The following is a 16,482-nucleotide window of genomic DNA, read 5'->3' on the forward strand; positions in this document are numbered from 1 at the left end:
CCCTCACGGAGACGTGGAAGCGGAGGCCTCGTCCGACGGGGTCTCCGTCACACACGTCACCGAGAACGGCACCGAGTTGGAGGTCGTCCTGACGGGGCTCCGGACCTCCACGCTGATCTCGTTCTGGAAGGTCCCGCTCGAGTTGTACGTCGTCAAGAAGATCGACTTCTGCTTGGTCCTGCCACCGTCCGACGGGAACGACAGGGTCTTCCAGCCCGGGTCGGACACCTCACCCGTCTTCAGCACCCAGCGGTACTCGACGTCCACCGGCACCCGGCCCACCGTGAAGGTCGCCGTGAAGGTCGGAGCCTGGGCCTGGGGCGGCGGGCAGGAACCGGAATAGTCGGTGTGCGCACCCGCGACCGTCACCTGCACGGACTGGGCCGGCGGCGAGCTCGTACGGGCGCTGCTCGACGGACTGGCCGAGGGAGTGACGCCGCCGGGCGCGGCCGTGTTGCTCCCGCTTCTGCTCGCGGACGGCGAACTCCCGTCTCCGGCACCGCTCTTGGTGCCACTCCCGCTGCTGTCGTTGTTGCTCCCGCCGCCGTTGTCACGGTTTATCAAGGCGTACGTCAGTCCGCCCAGCGCGAGCGCGAGTACGATCACGCCCGCGATCACGGCGGCGGCCGCGCGCCGGTTGCGTACGGGCTCCGTGGAGGTGGGGGTGTCGTTGGGCGGCGGGTACGGCGTGTGACCCGGCTGCGGTCCCTGAGGGTAGGTCCGGGACGGCGGGACGGGAGGTCCGAATCCCGGTGGCTCGTGCGCGGGGTGGGAGAACGAGGAGATCGTCGGCGACTGGGCGGTCGGCGACGGCGGGCCCGCGGCCGGGGAGCCGCCCGCGGCGACGAGCCGCAGATCGCTCTCCGCCTGCGCGGCGCTCAGCCGCTCGGCCGGGTCCTTCCTCAGCAGACCCTCGATCACGGGCGCGAGCGGCCCCGCGCGGCGCGGCGGCGGCAGCGGCTCGTCGACGATGGCCCGCAGGGTGCTCAGCGGGGTGTTGTGGCGGAAGGGCGAGTTGCCCTCGACCGTCGCGTACAACAGCACCCCGAGCGACCACAGGTCGGACTCGGGCCCGGGCGTACGACCGAGCGCCCGCTCGGGAGCGAGGAACTCGGGCGAGCCGATCACCTCGCCCGTCATTGTCAGCGCCGAACTGCCCTCGACCGTCGCGATACCGAAGTCCGTGAGGACGACCCGGCCCTCGTTCGACAGCAGCACGTTCGCCGGCTTCACATCGCGGTGCAGCACCCCGGCCTCGTGCGCGGCGCGCAGTGCGGAGAGCACCTCGGCGCCGATGTCGGCGGCGCGCTGCGGCGACTGCGGGCCCTCGGAGTCCAGCAGATCGGAGAGGGAGACGCCACGGACGAGCTCCATCACGATCCAGGGGCGGCCGTCCTGCGTCGCCACGTCGTACACCGTCACCACATTGCGGTTCGCGACCCGGGCCGCGGCCCAGGCCTCGCGCTCCAGACGGGCGTACATCCGCTCCACGTCGTGCGCCGGGATCCCGGCGGGCGCACGGACCTCCTTGACGGCGACCTCGCGGTGCAGCACCTCGTCAAGCGCGCGCCACACGGTCCCCATCCCACCCTCACCCAAAGGGGAGAGGAGGCGATAGCGGCCCGCGATCACACGTTCACTGCCCGGCTCTTCGGACACGGGTGTCCCCCCATTCGTATCCGCTGCGCATCCGCGTGATGTCTCTTCGCGCGATTTCTCCCCAAAAGTAGCTCAGCCGAGTGCGGATGCCGCCCCCTTGAACACCAATCCAGCCCCAAGAGCGACGACGATCAACGCCGAGCCCAGGGGGGCGGTCCTGCGGATCAGGGCCGCGGTCGGTCCACCGGCCCACCGGGGACGCTTCGCCAGCGCACGGTTCATCCCGTCGCCCAGCTTGACGACGGCGAACCCGGCCGCCGTGAGCGTCAGGGCGAGACCGACGCCGTACGCCAGGACGAGAAGAAGGCCGAACCACGCCTGTCCCAGCGCCGCCGCGCCCACCAGGACGACCACGGCGGAGGGGCTGGGCACGAGTCCGCCGGCGAAGCCGAGCAGGATCGTGCCGCGGAGGGTGGGGGCGACCTCGTGGGTGTGGGTGAAGCCGCCGTGGGTGTGTTCGAGGGTGGGGGAGACGGCGGAGTCGTGCGAGTGGGGGTGGGGGTGCGCGTGGTCGTGGTGGTGGTCGTGATCGTGATCGTGGGAGTGCCCGCGCTCGTGCCCATGTGTATGCGGCTTGCTCTCCGCCACTGCCGTCGCGGCGGAGGCGTGGGCGTGGGCGAGCACCAGGGGCCGTTCGTGCTCTTCGGTGTGCTCGTGCTCGTGCTCGTGTTCGTGGTCGTGGGCGTGCTCGTGGCTGTGCGGGTGCGGGTGGGCATGGTCATGGGCATTGGCATGGTCGTGCCCATGACCATGTGGCCGCGGCCGGTTGCGCCAGGCCCGGCGTACGAGCGTGGTGCCCGCGAAGGCCACCAGGACGCCGCTGCCGATGCCGAGCCAGGCGATCACGGAGGGCGCCGCGGCCGAACCGGCCGTCACCAGGAGGCCGAGGGCGACCACGCCCAGGGTGTGGGTGATCGTGACAGAGGCGGCCAGCGGCAGGACGTCACGCAGCCCCGCCTTGCCGCCGCGCGCCGCGGCCGTCGCGGCCATCAGGGTCTTGCCGTGGCCGGGCGCGAGCGCGTGCATGGCGCCCAGGAACACGGAGATGACCAGGGCCAGCGCGGCGAAGCCGAGGGTGAGGTGATGGTGGGCCACCAGGTTGTTCAGCGCCTCGGTCCAGCGGTCGGCGCCCCGGGGCAGTACCGAGGCGCCGGGCGCCTCCGCCCGCTCCTCGACGAGGGCCGGGCCGCCGGGGCGTATCCGCAGGGACGCGGTGGCGGTGTCGGCGGGGGAGGAGAGCAGCGCCTTGGGGTAGCTGGTCAGTTCGTGCGACACCGACTTGGTCGGTACGTCCGAGGTGGCCAGTGTCATCCGGTCGCCGCGCGCGGTGATCTCGCGCCAGCCGGGTCCCCGGTCGGCCCCGGCGCTGTGGAAGCCCAGGGAGACCGTGCCCTCCTTGGGCAGCGCGGCCGTCAGCCGGCACTCCACGCGCAGGGTGTTGAGCCCGGCCTGCCCGGGGCGCAGCTTCGCGTGGCTCGTGACGACGGAGAGCGCGGCCGGCTGTCCGTCGACGGTGACCTTGCTGCCGGTCGCGGCCGTCTCGCAGCGCTGCCGGGCCCAGTCCGTCATGCCGAGCTTCTCGAGGTCGGGCTTCGCCTGGGTGGCCGGGATCTCGGCGAGGTCCTCGACGTGGTCGACGCGCAACTGCCTCGGGGCGGCGACGAGTCCGTCGTAGCGGTTGACGGTGAAGTTGCCGAGCGGATGCGCGCTCGCGGCCGCGGTGGGGACGAGGACGAGGGCGCAGGCGGCGGTGAGGACGGCCGCGCAGGAGGCGAACAGCCGGCGCGACCTCCCTCGCGGGGACCGCGCCCGCGGGCCGTGCGTGCGAGGGGACTTCACTTGGCCTCCCCCAGAGCCTTGCGAGCCTCACGGGCCCCCAGGGGTGAGAAGCCCGCGTTCAGGTCGAGGGCCGACTTCAGCGAGGCGCGGGCCTCCTTCTCGTGGCCGGTGGCGCGCTCGATCATGCCGCGGTGGTAGAGGAAGGACGCGTTGTGGTAGCCGGTGGCGGTGGCCTGGCGGGCGTACGGCAGGGCCTCCTTGTCGCGGCCGTTGACGTGCAGCGCCCAGGCGAGCGCGTCCGCCGTGTGCACGGTGTGGCGGCGGGCCCACTCGGCGCGGGCCGCCTTGAGCGCGTCGCCCCGGTTGCCGTGGTCGGCGGCGGCGAGGGCCGTGTCCAGGTCGGCGTTGACACCGTAGGAGTGCGCCAGCGAGACCCAGGCGGTCACAAGGGAGTACTGGTCGTGGGCCTTCTGGGCGTCGCCGGCGTGGCCGCGTGCCTCGTACAGCTCACCGAGTTCGACGAGGGGCTGGGGGAGCGGATAGCGCTCCACGACCTGCTCCATGCCCTTGATCGCCGCCGCTTGGTCACCCTGCGCGGCCTGGGCGCGGGCGCGGCCCTCGAGTGCGGGGAGGTAGCTGTCGTCGGCGGCGAGCGCCCGTGCGTAGTACTTCAGGGCGGAGGCGTAGTCGCCCTGGTTCCAGGCGAGTTGGCCGAGCGCCGTCGCCACGTAGGAGACGTCGCCTCGGCTCGTCGCGGTGCCGAGCGCCTGCTCGAGGACCCGGCGGGCGGTCTTCACATCGCCGCGCAGCTCGTGGACGTAGGCGTACCGCGTGAAGACGGGGACGCCCGGTCGGCGCGAGTCGGCCAGGTCGGCGGCCTTCGAGGCGTCGGCGTAGCGGCCGAGTTCGACGAGCGCGTCGATACGGGAGGAGAGGGCGCGCTCGCTGTACGGGTTCTCCTTCAGCACCTTGTCCGCGTAGGTCAGGGCGCCGGTGAAGTCGTGCCGTGCCGCGGCGAGGGCGGCGCGGCCCGTGAGCGCCGACTCGTTGCCGGGGCGCAGCTTCAGGGAGCGGTCCAGTGCCTGCTGCGCCTGGGGGTAGCGGGAGGGGTCGCCCTTCGTGCGGGCCTGCTCGACGTATGCGAGTCCGAGGGTGGCCCAGCTGTCGAAGTCCTTGGGCTGCGTGCGGAGATGGGCCTGCAGGGCGGTGATGCTGGCGTCGAGATCCCCACTGGCCAGCAACTGGGGCGACACGGCGCCGGGGACGGCGGCGACCGCGGTGCCCGAGCCGTCCCGCAGGGCTCCGAAGATCATGGCCCCGGCCGTGAGCGCCACGGCCAACGAGGCGGCGCACAGGCCGAGTTGGGCCGCGCGCCAGCGACGCGTCGAGGCGGACACCCGCCGGACGGCGGCGACGCGTTCGTCGGCCACGGGCGGGTGGTCATCGGCTTCGGACGAGGGGTCTTCGGCCACGGGCAGCTCGGCCTCGGGCACGGCCTCGGCCACGGGCAGCTCGGCCTCGGCCACGGCCTCGGCCACGGCCTCGGCCACGGGCTCGGCCACGGGCTCGGCCACGGGCTCGGGCGCGGAAGCGTCGTGTGGAGGCTGCGGGGCGGCCGTCGTCACCTCGTCGGGCTCGCCCTCCGGCGCGCTCTCGTTCGTACGCGGGGACATGCCCTCTCCTCAAAGTCCTTGGGTGAACGTTCGTCGTGGGGGGTGGGGCGGCGCGGCCCGCGCCGTGGGGGGGGTGGGTGCGGGCCGCGCCAGTCGGTGCACCAGGCCCGGTCAACGGGCCCGGTGGGCAGGGCCGGTCAGTAGGCCCGGTTGTACATGCGGCGGCGCCACCACATCACGCCGGCGCCGATCAGCAGGACCCCGGCCACGCCCGCCGCCGCGGAGCCCGCGATCAGCATGGTGTCGGTGCCGCCGGAGCCCGACTGCAGGGCGTCACCCAGCTGGTTCTTGACGTCGTTGCCGGTGCCCTTCGCCAGCGCTCCACGCGAACCCGAGGTGGGCTCGGCCACGTACGGGAACGACTTCTCGAAGCTCTTGTCGTTCTTGTCGACCGAGTCCGACAGGCCGGTCTTCTGGCCGAGAAGCTCGCCCTCGACGACCCGCAGCGAGGCATCGATCACGTCGTCGGCGAGCCGACGTCCGTTCGGGAAGCCCGCGTTGTCGCCGTCGAGCACACCGAGGCGCTTGGGATGCATGCTGGGCTTGATCGAGGTGTTGAGCCGCAGCTCCTCCGCCGGCGTCACCTTGGGCGGCTGGTTGAGCCCCTTCACGCCCTTCAGGAACACGTCGACCAGGTCGTTGCGCGGCTCGGCAGGCGCCTTGATCTTGTAGATCGCCTCGATGAGCTTGGGCAGCTCAGGGTTGGTCACGTTCTTCAGGAACTGAGCGTCGTCCCACGGCGAGGACGCGTTGAACTTGTCCTTGTCCTTCTGCGGGTTGACGACCTCGTTGACCAGCGGGCTGCCCAGGCGCGAGACCTGCGTGTAGTAGCCGCGGGCGTCCTTGCGCTGCACGGTGGACCAGATCCCGACGATCGGCTGGTGCGACGACTCCTGGATCATGTAGTTGGGCACCTGCAGGGCCAGCGTGTTGACGTTGTAGCCCTTGAGCGTGTCCCGTCCGACCTCGGACAGGTTGCCGCCGTACAGCAGGTCGAAGACCCGCAGATCGGCGAAGAAGGGGTCGTCCGCCTGACCGGCGAAGGTCGTGGAGTCGCCCGCGAGCTTGTACACGGCCTGGTTGCGCAGCTTCGTGTAGTCCGGCATCGACGCCTTGCCGACGTTCGACGGCGCGACCGGGATGTCGTCCGCGACCTTCGTCTTGGAGACCAGCTTCTGGTTGTGCAGCCGCAGCAGATCGATGTCGTAGGTCTGCGTGATGTTCAGGTCCGGGTCGTCCAGGCTGTTGACCGGGCCCGTGTTGTAGAGGAAGGTGTCGCCGTTCTTGCGGTGCGTCTTGAAGGTGTACCGGTACACCAGCTCGCTCTGCGCGTCACCGTTGTTGTCGATGTGGATGTCGTACTGCGCGTCGTCGGCGAACGTGTAGAAGTTCGGCCCGCCGGCCGGCTCCTCGAAGGGGATGAAGTTCGCGATGACGGTCGTCGTGTCCGGCTTGTCCGGGCTGACGAAGGCGTACAGGTCGGTGTTGTCGTACTGGGGAGTGCCCGAGATGAGCGGGGCCTCCCGGTGACTGGAGGCGGAGGCCGCCCCGGGGTCCAGCGCGGCTACGCCGGCGGCTACGAGCCCCCCGGCGGCCAGCGCGCCACAGACGAGGGTCGCGAGACTCCTGCGTCCCAAGCCACTCCTGGATATAGGTGTCATGCCGTCCGTCCTCAGATCCCAATTGCCTGACGCACGCCATTCGGAGCGGTCGCCGGGGTGGATTGGTCGAATCCCAAACGTTCTTACGGCGGGTTTCGCGGCTCGTTTCACCGACAGGCGAGGTTTCTTTCACGGCGCTCTCACTGACCTCTCATCACTCTTTGGCAACCGACCCGTTTTTTGCCCGTCCTGATCCGTAACCCATCCGAGTGAGCTCGCGCTGCGAACATGTAGGCGTAGGGACAGGCCGCGAGCGGCCGGAGAGGGGGGACGAGTGGAGGCGGACGAACTTCTGGTGCTCGTGGCCGGAGGCGACCAGAAGGCATTCGAGGAGCTGTACGGACAGGTGTCCGGGCCCGTGTTCGGGCTCGTGCGCCGTGTGGTGCGGGACGCGGCCCAGTCGGAGGAGGTGGCCCAGGAGGTGCTGCTCGAACTCTGGCGCTCCGCCGCGCGGTTCGACCCCGGCCGGGGCACCGCCCTGTCCTGGATCCTCACCCTTGCCCACCGCCGGGCCGTCGACCGCGTCCGCAGCGCCCGCGCGGCCACCGAGCGCGAGCAGCGCGAGGGGCAGCGCGCCCATCACCCCGCCTTCGACCAGGTCGCCGAGGAGGTGGAGGCCGGGCTCGAACGCGAGTGGGTACGCCGCTGCCTGGAGCGGCTCACCACCCTGCAACGGCAGTCCGTCACCCTCGCCTACTACGACGGCTACACCTACCGCGAAGTCGCCGAACGTCTGTCCCTGCCGCTCGGCACGGTCAAGACACGTATGCGCGACGGCCTGACACGCCTGCGCCACTGCCTGGGAGGTGCGGCATGAGCGCGCGCCGGACACCGCGCCACGGGGACGGCGTGCCGGGTCGTCAGGCCCCCGCCCCGGTTCCCGAGTTCGGCCGCCAGGTCCGTGTTCCACGTCCGAGGCGCCTTCTCCCCGGCTCCCGACACCCCCGTATCCGCGCCCTGGAACTGCCCAGCAGCGCCCCGCACCCACTGGGAGGCGCCGTATGAGCGTCCTCGACCGTCTGCTGCGTCGCGATCTGCACTCGCTCGCCGCCCCCTACGCCCTCGACGCGCTGGAACCCGACGAACGCCGCCGCTTCGAGCGCCATCTGCAGGGCTGCCTCCGGTGCGAGGCCGAGGTGCGGGAGCTGGGCGAGGACGCGGTGCGGCTCGCCTGGTCCACGACGGCCCCCGCCCCGGCCGCCCTGCGCGAGCGGGTCCTGACCGCCGTACGCACGACTCCTCAAGAGGCGCCGGACCCGTCGCACCCCGCCCACCCGTCGCAGGCGTTGCCGAACGGGGTGCCCCGTGGGCGCGCCGCGCACGGGCCCGCGCGCGGCCGGACCCCGCGCTTCCGGTCGCTGCTCGCCCCGCTCTCCACCGCCACCGCCGCCGCGGCGCTCGTCGTGGCGTCCCTCTTCGCCGTCCAGGCGACACAGACCCAGGACAAGCTGGATCAGGAACGGGCCCAGGCGCGTGAGATCGCCCACGTTCTGGCCGCCCCCGACGCCCGGGCGACGAGCGACCGGGACGCACAGGGCCGCGGAATCGGAGTGGTCGCCTCCGCATCGGAGCGGCGAGCCGTCGTGACCCTGAGCGGACTCGGCACTCCATCGGGGGGGCGCGTGCATCAGTTGTGGCTCATGCGCCCCAACGTGCAACCGCGCTCCCTGGGGCTCTTCGAGGGAGACACGCCCTTGATGGCCGACGGACTGAATATGAACGCCACGTCACTCGCTGTCACCGTCGAGCCGCAGGGCGGCTCGACACAGCCCACTACCTCGCCAGTTGCGCAACTCGCCCTGAAATCGGTTGGATTCGGAGAGTAACCGTCAACACCCTTACGGGGAAGGTGAATCCTGCCACCGCGATACACGAGTGCCACGAGGGAGCGATAGGGTTAGCCTGCCCGGGCCGGGTGGACTCGTACGGGTGGGGAGAGACATGGAACAGATAACAGTGCGCAGCAGGGCACGTGTCCCTGCGATCACCTGCGGGAGCAGCGCGACCAGTTCGCGCCTCGACCGTCATCTGGCGGTGCTGGGTGGCCCTGCCGTCCCGCAGCGCGAGACGGCCGAGGCGACCTCGCTGATGCGTGAGCTCACCGCGCGTGACACCGCGCACGACAGCAGCGGGAGGGGCGCGCGCGTACGGCGGGTCTCGCTCTTCGCCCCTCTGAAACGACTGCGTCGTTCGCTGTTCGGCGGCCACTAGTACGGTCGCGCGGTACTCGAACCCGCGCTCAGGCGACCACACCGCCCTGGCGTAAGCGCTGCGCTCTCGCCGCCCGTCATCCCCACGGCGCGCAGCGGCGCCCCGGTGTGCTTCCCGAGCGCGGGTACACCCCCGTTCACTCTTTCGTGCGCCTCGTCCCCACCCGGCGGCGCGCGACGGCTCTCGGCATCCCCTCCTCCCAGCCCCCGCCGTTGTCAACCCCGCTTTCCCGAACGCCTGTTGGTGTCATCGCTCGCCGGTCGCGTACCGGCGCACGGCGAGTGGCACGAACACCGCGAGGATGACGGCGCACCAGGTCAGCGCCCCGGCCACCGGATGCGTCACCGGCCAGGCCCCCTCGCCTGGGACCGGCGCGTTCCCGAAGAGGTCCCGCAGCGCCGTGGTCACCGCGCTGATCGGATTCCACTCGGCCACCGTGCGCAGCCAGCCCGGCAGGTTGTCGGTGGGGATGTACGCGTTGGACAGCAGCGGCAGGATGAACGTCGCGCCGCCCAGTTGCCCGGCCGCCTCCTCGCTCCGTGAGGCGAGCCCCAGCACGATGCCGATCCATGTCGTCGCGAACCGGAACAGCAGCAGGAGCCCGACGCCGGCCACCGCCCGGAGGGCCGATCCCTCGATCCGCCAGCCCACGGCCAGCCCGACCAGTATCAGCGGCACCGTGCCCACGGCGGTGACCACGAGGTCAGCGAGCGCCTGCCCGAGCGGCACGGCGGCCCGGCTCATGTCCCCGGTCTACGGCTTCAGCCCCAACGCCCTGCGCTACCGGGGGATTCATTCGCAGTGCATCGGCCCGAATCGCGCATTCCTCAGCAGAGTCCTTCAGGCCGGTGGTGAAGTGAATCTGTGAAGGTGGCGCGGAGCGTCACGGATGCTGTCTGGCGGAGCAGGAGAGCGCAGGCGTCACCACGGCCGACGCGGAGCGTCACGGGGCCCGATCCGGCGAAGCCGGGCAAGGCCTCTCCCGTTCGGCCCGTTCTGCTCCCCCTGGTTCAAGGGGGGTATCGACCGTTCATACGTTCCCTCTGGTAGCGGGCGGCGCTCGTTCGTACGATCACCGCATGCAGCTTCGGTATGCCTTCAGGCTGTACCCGGATCCCGGCCAGCGTAGCGCGCTGGCCAGGGCGTTCGGGTGTGCCCGCGTCGTGTACAACGATGCCGTGCGTGCCCGCGAGGAAGCCCGCAGGGCGGGCGCAGCCTTCCCCGCGGCGGGTGTGCTGTCCCGGAAGCTGATCACCCAGGCCAAGCAGACACCCGAGCGGTCCTGGCTGGGCGAGGTCTCCGCCGTCGTCCTCCAGCAGTCCCTGCGCGATGCGGAGGCCGCGTACCGGAACTTCTTCGCATCCCTCAAGGGCGAGCGCAAGGGGGCGAAGAGTGGTGTGCCCCGGTTCAAGTCCCGCAAGGACAGCCGTCAGTCGATCCGGTTCACGGCCAATGCGCGCTGGTCGGTCACCGGTTCCGGGAGGTTGAACCTTCCGAAGATCGGTGCGGTGAAGGTGAAGTGGTCCCGCACCCTGCCCACGCAGCCCTCCTCGGTCACCGTGGTCAAGGACGCGGCCGGACGGTACTTCGCCTCGTTCGTCGTCGACACCGACCCGGCCGCGGACTCCGCCCGGATGCCCGGCACCGACCAGAGCGTCGGCATCGACCTGGGCCTGACCCACTTCGCCGTCCTCTCCGACGGGACGAAGATCGACTCCCCTCGGTTTCTGCGCCGGGCGGAGAAGAAACTGAAGAAGGCCCAGCGGGAGCTGTCCCGCAAGCAGAAGGGATCGAAGAACCGGGAGAAGGCCCGTCTGAAGGTCGCCCGCGCACACGCGAAGGTGGCCGATGCCCGCCGCGAGTTCCACCACCAGCTCTCCACTCAGCTGATCCGCGAGAACCAAGCGATCGGCGTGGAGGACCTGGCGGTCAAAGCACTCGCGCGTACCAGGCTGGCCAGGAGCGTCCATGACGCCGGATGGTCGGCGTTCGTGCACATGCTGGAGTACAAGGCCGCCCGGTACGGGCGGAGGCTGGTCAGGATCGGCCGGTTCGAGCCGACCTCCCAGACCTGCTCGGCCTGCGGTGTCAAAGACGGACCCAAGCCCCTGAACATCCGGGAATGGACCTGCACGGCCTGCGGCACCGTCCATGACCGGGACCACAATGCCGCGAAGAACGTCAGATCGGCCGCCGGACTGGCGGTGACAGCCTGCGGAGCGCCGGTAAGACCAGGACTCGTCCCGGCACAGCGCGAAGAAACAGGAAGCCACGGATTCCCGCCCGAACCCCGTGCCGCGTAGCGGCACAGCAACGGACGAGAAGGCCAGAATCCTCGGGCTTCAGCCCGAGGAGCAAGTCAACTGGAGCACTGTCTCCGTCTGCCATCTGCCCTCGACCCGCTGGACGCGTCGTACGGCACGAGCCGGATCGCGACGGGCGCGTATCCGCGCATGGCGGCCGCCTTCACGGAGGACGCGGGGCCGATCGACCTGGAGGCGATGTTCGGGCGGGCGCTCGGGCGGGTGCTGGACGCGTTCGAACCAAAGGGTTAGGTCAACGGGGCCAGATCAGCGCGAACTGCCCCTCCGGGCCCTCTTCGTGGTGGTCGAGGACGGACGCGGGCCGCTGCGCCGCCTCCGGAACCGGCAGCACGCCCGCCTCGCGCAGCTCGGTCCGCGTGATCGGCGAGTCGATCGTCACCTCGGCCAACTGAGGGCGCAGTTCCGCGAGCAGCGCCAGCACCGTGATCAGTTCCAGGAGCTCGGACGTCCAGGCCTGCGGCCAGCCGGCGGGCCGGATCGCCTCCAGGGAGCCCGGCTCGACCGGTTCGGCCGGCTCGGTCCTGGCCGCGAACCACTGCTCCAGGACGCGCACTCCGCCCACCTCGAAGTCCCAGGACTCCGGCGGCACGGGCGAGATACGGCCCTCGTCGAGGTGGAGGGCCTCCTCGTCACGGTCGTAGCGCACGTCGAGGGGGCGTGCCGGGAGCGGGGCGCGAACGTAAGGGCGGCGGCCGCCGGGGAGCTTGGGACGTTCGCCGTCGCGGCGCATCAGCCACAGCATCCGGCGCCCCAGCCCGACACCCTGCGCCCACGTGTGCGGGTCGGCGGTGAGCGGGACGGCACATCCGTCCCGGCCGGACCGCGCGACCGCGACCGTCCAGGCGAGGACGTCGACGGGATCGGGGGAGTGGCCGAGGCGGGTGCCGAGGTGCTCCGACAGTCCGGGCGCCAGGTTCGGTTCGAGGCCCCCGGGGCGGCGGTAGAGGGGGCGCACGCGGCCGCCGCGGCCCGCGCTCAGCGGCAGCACGGACGCGGCCAGCAGCACCGGCCCCGCCGCCTCCGCCGCCACCGTCTGCTCCACCGCGAACACCTGCCGCTCGTCGGCCACCCGCCACAACTCGGGGCGCGCCGCGTCGATCAGCCGGTGGTCCGGAATCAGCCACTGCTCGTCGAACGGGCCGTGCAGGACGCGCACCGGCTCGGGACAGGGCCCCGACTCCCGCTCCAGCCGGACCGTCCCACTGGACTGCCCGGGCAGTTGCCCGACGGCCGAGTGCGTCGTGCGCGACCGCGTCGGGCCGAACAGCGCCTCGCGGCCCTGCCCCTCGGCCTTCAACAGCGCGTCCCAGCGCGCCTTCAGGGACGCGGGGTCCGGCGCCGTCGGCCACCCCCGGCCCAGCCTCGGCGGTGCGACGGACCACGGCATGAGGTCCGCGAGCAGCGGAGCGTCGTCGTGCGTCACGCCCGGCATCGTACGACGTGGGCGGTGCGCGCCGTCCTGGTACGCCATCGTCAGTGGGCGTCGAGGGTGACCGTGAAGGAGAAGCGGTCACCGCGGTAGTGGATGCGGGCCACGTCCAGGGCGCGGCCGTCCTCGCCGTGCACGATGCCCGTGTAGTGCAGGATCGGGCTGAGCAGCGGCACCTGGAGCAGCCGGGCCGTCTCGGGATCCGCGAGCCGCGCCTCCACCGTGTCGGTGATCCTGCTGATGCGCACCCCCACCACGTCCCGCAGCACCTTGGTCATGGGCCAGCGCACCAGGTCCTGCGGGTCGATCCGTGCGGCCAGTTCGGGACGGACGTAGTTGCGCGCGTGGTTCGTCGGCTCACCGGTCTTCTCGTCGCCACGCAGCCGGTGGTACGTTCCCACCTCGGCCAGATCCGGGAAGTGCTCGGCGAGTTCCGCCGGTACCGGCACGGACCCGTGGTCCAGCAGCTCGGTCGTCATGCCCGACTGCTGCGCGACGATCGTGTCCACCGAGCCCAGCAGCCGCACCGGAGCGCCCCGTTGCGCGCTCGGCTCGATGAACGTGCCCCGCCGTCGATGGCGGGTGATCAGCCCCTCGTCCTCCAGCTCCTTGAGCGCCTGCCGCATGGTGAGCACGCTCACCCCGTAGTGGCCCGCCAGCCGTTCCTCGGTCGGCAGGCGCAGCGGGTCCTGGGGCGAGCGCCCGAGTATCGAGGCGCGCAGCGACTGCGACACCTGATACCAGAGCGGGAGTTTGCGGTTCAGGACGATCGAGTCCGGGGCGAAGGAGGTCACGAGGGATATCCGTACCGGTCGCCGACGCTCAGTGCAACGGGCCGAAGTGCCGCTGGAGGCCCTGCCACACGTCGTCGTACCCGCGCTGCAGATGCTCCGCGTGCGCCGCCTGCGCCGTGGCGGTCACCGGCCACCGGGTCTCGAACATGAACGCCAGCCCGTCGTCGATCTTCTGCGGCCGCAGCTCGGCGGCGCTGGCCCGGTCGAAGGTCTCCCGGTCCGGCCCGTGCGCCGACATCATGTTGTGCAGCGAACCGCCCCCCGGGACGAATCCTTCCGCCTTCGCGTCGTACGCCCCCTCGATGAGCCCCATGTACTCGCTCATCACGTTCCGGTGGAAGTACGGCGGCCGGAAGGTGTCCTCGCCCACCAGCCAGCGCGGCGCGAACACCACGAAGTCGACCCCGGCGAGACCCGGGGTGTCGCTCGGCGAGGTCAGCACCGTGAAGATCGACGGGTCCGGGTGGTCGTAGCTGATTGTGCCGATCACATTGAATCGGCGCAGGTCGTAGACGTACGGCAGATGGTTGCCGTGCCAGGCGACGACATCCAGTGGCGAGTGGTCGTACGTCGCCGTCCAGAGGTTGCCGCAGAACTTGTTGACCACCTCCACCGGGCCCTCGACATCCTCGTACGCGGCGACGGGCGCGAGGAAGTCCCGCGCGTTGGCGAGTCCGTTGGCGCCGATCGGGCCGAGGTCGGGCAGCCGGAACGGCGCCCCGTAGTTCTCGCAGACATAGCCGCGGGCGGCCGGGCTCTGCCCGCCGTCGGACGCGTCGTCCTGCAGCTCCACCCGGAAGCGGACCCCACGGGGAATCAGCGCCACCCCGCCCGGCTCCACGTGCAGCAGCCCGAACTCGGTCCGCAGCAACAGCCCGCCGCGCTCCGGCACGATCAGCAGCTCCCCGTCGGCGTCGCTGAAGACACGGTCCATCGAGGTATCGGCGTGATACAGGTGCACGGCCATGCCGGTGCGCTGCGTCACGTCGCCGTTGCCGCCCACCGTCCACAGACCCGCGAGGAAGTCCGTGCCCCGCGCCGGCTCCGGCAGCGGGTTCCAGCGCAGCCGGTTCGGGTCGGGCTCGGTCTCCGTGAAGGGCGCCGAACGCAGCGCGCCGTTGTCCGTGCGCGTGAACGCGGGGTGCGCGGCCGACGGACGGATCCGGTACAGCCACGAACGCCGGTTGTGCGCCCTCGGCTCCGTGAACGCCGTACCGCTCAGCTGCTCCGCGTACAGCCCCAGGGGGGCGCGCTGCGGCGCGTTGCGGCCGTGCGGCAGCGCCCCGGGGAGCGCCTCCGAGCTGTGTTCGTTGCCGAATCCGGTGAGGTAGCTCAGCCCCTCGGCCGTCTTCCTCGCGTCCCCGCTCATGATCGCTCCCTCGCGCCTGATTCCTATGCTTCACCGTAGGATTCAGGTTTTTCGCGCGCAAGAGGTACGCCGATGTGTGTGGCCGGCGCACGCGAAGCGCCGGAACCTCCGTGCGGAGTACACCCCAGGGCTGGCGGCACGGCCCAAGAACCCGACTCCAGGGGGATCCGCCTGTCAGAGCGTTGTTCTAATCTCCCCGGCATGTCGTGGAAGCGTGGACTGCTCGCCGCGCTCGCGGTCTGCGCCCTGCTCGGCGGATCCGCGGGCTGCGGCACCGGCGCCGCACACGAGCGGAGGGACGCGGTGTCGCCCTCGCCCGTGGGCAAGATCCTGGACGAGACGGACAAAGAAGGACGTCATTACCGTGAGGTCGACAAGAAGAGCGCACCCGAGGTCTCCATCGAGGTCCAGCCGGCCTCCGACGACGGCTGGGACGTACGCCTGACCGTCCATCGCTTCCGCTTCTCGCCCGCCGCCGCGAAGGCGGAAGCCGTGGCGGGCCGCGGCGTCGCGCTGCTGTCCCTGGACGGCCGGACCCTCGCCACCCTGCGCACCGCCGAGTACCACCTCACCGGCGACCTGGTCCCACGCGGCACCCACCACGTCACCGCGCGCCTCTACGCGGACGACCGCACCGCGTGGGCCGTCGGCGGCAAGCCCGTCGAGAGCACGGCGGACATCACCGCCTCCGGGGCCGCGTCGACATCGTCCGCGATACCGTCCGCGACACCGACCTCGCCCCCCATGTCGACACCGGCAGCGGCGGTGAGCGGAAGCGGCATCGCGGCCCGTGCCGATATCGGAGGTTCACCGGATCCCGGCGGGCAGGCATCATGAAGCCTGTGCCCCAAGCGACCTCGCTGCGCCGTGCGCCCGTTCAGCGGCGCAGCGCCGAACGACTGACCAGGATCCTCGACGCCTGTGCCGCCCTCCTCGACGAGGTCGGCTACGACGCCCTGAGCACCCGGGCCGTGGCCCAGCGTGCGGGCGTCCCCATCGGCTCCGTCTACCGCTTCTTCGGCAACAAGCGCGCCATGGCCGACGCGCTCGCCCAGCGCAACCTCGAGCGCTACACCGAACGCGTCACCGAACGCCTCCGGGCGACCGAGGCACAAGGCTGGCGCGCCGCCATGGACGCCGTACTCGACGAGTACCTCGCCATGAAACGCACCGCCCCCGGCTTCTCCCTCGTCGACTTCGGCAACCAGATACCCGTCGGCTCCCGCGACGCCGAGCCCAACACCCGCGTCGCCGACCGCCTCACCGACCTCCTCTCCGACTATCTCGACCGCACCCCCGACGAGGACCTGCGCCGCGTCTTCCTGGTCGCCGTGGAGGCCGCCGACAGCCTGGTCCACCTGGCCTTCCGGATCGCGCCGGAGGGGGACGAGCGGATCATCGAGGAGGCACGGGAGCTGCTGCGCGCGTACCTGGCCAGGGTGCTGGACTGAACCGCTCACCCCCTGGAGCGCGCGCGGACCGCGGGGAGAGGTACGCGATTTTCCGACCTCACCCCCTTCAAGCCCTCCCTCCCATCCGTACCGGTCGGTATGCTCGGCCCAGTCCGTGTGCCACCGCCGTCA

13 protein-coding genes and 2 pseudogenes are annotated in these 16,482 nt (G+C 71.4%); 7 read left to right on the forward strand and 8 right to left on the reverse strand.

Going from position 1 to position 16,482, the window contains the following annotated elements; all coding sequences use genetic code 11:
• Positions 1-3: 3 nt before the first annotated feature.
• The 4 genes from OG819_RS25955 to OG819_RS25970 all read right to left on the reverse strand — a co-directional run bounded on the left by OG819_RS25955 (position 4) and on the right by OG819_RS25970 (position 6,772).
• Positions 4-1,659, reverse strand: coding sequence for a serine/threonine-protein kinase (locus OG819_RS25955; protein WP_266651280.1), 1,656 nt, complete (start codon positions 1,657-1,659; stop codon positions 4-6).
• A 72-nt stretch (positions 1,660-1,731) separates the two neighbouring features.
• On the reverse strand, positions 1,732-3,498 hold the full coding sequence (locus OG819_RS25960; RefSeq protein WP_266651281.1) for a sulfite exporter TauE/SafE family protein: 1,767 nt from the start codon (positions 3,496-3,498) through the stop codon (positions 1,732-1,734).
• Complete coding sequence (locus tag OG819_RS25965) at positions 3,495-5,111, reverse strand: tetratricopeptide repeat protein (protein WP_266651282.1); 1,617 nt, start codon at positions 5,109-5,111, stop codon at positions 3,495-3,497. Before OG819_RS25965 ends, OG819_RS25960 begins: the two co-directional genes overlap by 4 nt.
• 137 nt (positions 5,112-5,248) lie before the next feature.
• Positions 5,249-6,772 carry a DUF4331 domain-containing protein gene (locus OG819_RS25970; RefSeq protein ID WP_266651283.1) on the reverse strand — a complete coding sequence of 508 codons (1,524 nt, stop codon included), beginning with the start codon at positions 6,770-6,772 and terminating at the stop codon, positions 5,249-5,251.
• Between the two features lie 274 nt (positions 6,773-7,046).
• Here OG819_RS25970 and OG819_RS25975 point away from each other — a divergent pair, with 274 nt between their 5' ends.
• The 3 genes from OG819_RS25975 to OG819_RS25985 all read left to right on the forward strand — a co-directional run bounded on the left by OG819_RS25975 (position 7,047) and on the right by OG819_RS25985 (position 8,983).
• Positions 7,047-7,589, forward strand: coding sequence for a sigma-70 family RNA polymerase sigma factor (locus OG819_RS25975; RefSeq protein ID WP_266623516.1), 543 nt, complete (start codon positions 7,047-7,049; stop codon positions 7,587-7,589).
• A 184-nt stretch (positions 7,590-7,773) separates the two neighbouring features.
• The gene (locus tag OG819_RS25980; RefSeq protein WP_266623515.1) at positions 7,774-8,598 is read left to right on the forward strand and encodes an anti-sigma factor; all 825 of its coding nucleotides are present in this window, start codon (positions 7,774-7,776) and stop codon (positions 8,596-8,598) included.
• A 115-nt stretch (positions 8,599-8,713) separates the two neighbouring features.
• Complete coding sequence (locus tag OG819_RS25985; protein WP_054231078.1) at positions 8,714-8,983, forward strand: hypothetical protein; 270 nt, start codon at positions 8,714-8,716, stop codon at positions 8,981-8,983.
• Between the two features lie 246 nt (positions 8,984-9,229).
• On the opposite strand, the pseudogene OG819_RS25990 reads toward OG819_RS25985, so the two are convergent.
• Positions 9,230-9,727: pseudogene (locus tag OG819_RS25990) on the reverse strand (ABC transporter permease); the annotation flags it as partial.
• Positions 9,728-10,062: 335 nt separating this feature from the next.
• Between OG819_RS25990 and OG819_RS25995 the strand changes: the two are divergent.
• Both OG819_RS25995 and OG819_RS26000 read left to right on the forward strand, forming a co-directional pair.
• Positions 10,063-11,286, forward strand: a complete 1,224-nt coding sequence (locus OG819_RS25995; protein WP_266651284.1) for an RNA-guided endonuclease TnpB family protein — start codon at positions 10,063-10,065, stop codon at positions 11,284-11,286.
• 60 nt (positions 11,287-11,346) lie between these two features.
• A pseudogene (locus tag OG819_RS26000) lies at positions 11,347-11,538 on the forward strand (TetR/AcrR family transcriptional regulator); the annotation flags it as partial.
• Between the two features lies 1 nt (position 11,539).
• Here OG819_RS26000 and OG819_RS26005 read toward each other — a convergent pair.
• The 3 genes from OG819_RS26005 to hmgA are packed head-to-tail and all read right to left on the reverse strand — an operon-like array spanning position 11,540 to position 14,899.
• Entirely contained in the window at positions 11,540-12,739 is a 1,200-nt protein-coding gene (locus OG819_RS26005; protein ID WP_266652849.1) for a type ISP restriction/modification enzyme, read from the reverse strand.
• 41 nt (positions 12,740-12,780) lie between these two features.
• Positions 12,781-13,530, reverse strand: coding sequence for a GntR family transcriptional regulator (locus OG819_RS26010; RefSeq protein ID WP_266623509.1), 750 nt, complete (start codon positions 13,528-13,530; stop codon positions 12,781-12,783).
• 28 nt (positions 13,531-13,558) lie between these two features.
• A complete protein-coding gene (gene hmgA / locus OG819_RS26015) occupies positions 13,559-14,899 on the reverse strand; it encodes a homogentisate 1,2-dioxygenase (RefSeq protein ID WP_266651285.1) in 1,341 nt (446 codons plus the stop codon).
• A gap of 201 nt (positions 14,900-15,100) precedes the next feature.
• On the opposite strand from hmgA, the gene OG819_RS26020 reads away from it, so the two are divergent.
• Both OG819_RS26020 and OG819_RS26025 read left to right on the forward strand, forming a co-directional pair.
• Complete coding sequence (locus OG819_RS26020) at positions 15,101-15,736, forward strand: nuclear transport factor 2 family protein (protein WP_266651286.1); 636 nt, start codon at positions 15,101-15,103, stop codon at positions 15,734-15,736.
• A complete protein-coding gene (locus tag OG819_RS26025; RefSeq protein ID WP_266651287.1) occupies positions 15,733-16,350 on the forward strand; it encodes a TetR/AcrR family transcriptional regulator in 618 nt (205 codons plus the stop codon). Before OG819_RS26020 ends, OG819_RS26025 begins: the two co-directional genes overlap by 4 nt.
• Positions 16,351-16,482: the final 132 nt, after the last annotated feature.

Origin of the sequence: Streptomyces sp. NBC_01549 (assembly GCF_026339955.1) — a bacterium.
GTDB lineage: Bacteria > Actinomycetota > Actinomycetes > Streptomycetales > Streptomycetaceae > Streptomyces.

Excerpts from the sequence above, each read along its gene's own strand:
- OG819_RS26005 (WP_266652849.1), bottom strand. The coding sequence starts at position 12,739 with ATGCCGGGCGTGACGCACGACGACGCTCCGCTGCTCGCGGACCTCATG.
- OG819_RS25985 (WP_054231078.1), top strand. The coding sequence starts at position 8,714 with ATGGAACAGATAACAGTGCGCAGCAGGGCACGTGTCCCTGCGATCACC.
- hmgA (WP_266651285.1), bottom strand. The coding sequence starts at position 14,899 with ATGAGCGGGGACGCGAGGAAGACGGCCGAGGGGCTGAGCTACCTCACC.
- OG819_RS25965 (WP_266651282.1), bottom strand. The coding sequence starts at position 5,111 with ATGTCCCCGCGTACGAACGAGAGCGCGCCGGAGGGCGAGCCCGACGAG.
- OG819_RS26025 (WP_266651287.1), top strand. The coding sequence starts at position 15,733 with ATGAAGCCTGTGCCCCAAGCGACCTCGCTGCGCCGTGCGCCCGTTCAG.
- OG819_RS26020 (WP_266651286.1), top strand. The coding sequence starts at position 15,101 with ATGTCGTGGAAGCGTGGACTGCTCGCCGCGCTCGCGGTCTGCGCCCTG.
- OG819_RS25980 (WP_266623515.1), top strand. The coding sequence starts at position 7,774 with ATGAGCGTCCTCGACCGTCTGCTGCGTCGCGATCTGCACTCGCTCGCC.
- OG819_RS25970 (WP_266651283.1), bottom strand. The coding sequence starts at position 6,772 with ATGACACCTATATCCAGGAGTGGCTTGGGACGCAGGAGTCTCGCGACC.
- OG819_RS25995 (WP_266651284.1), top strand. The coding sequence starts at position 10,063 with ATGCAGCTTCGGTATGCCTTCAGGCTGTACCCGGATCCCGGCCAGCGT.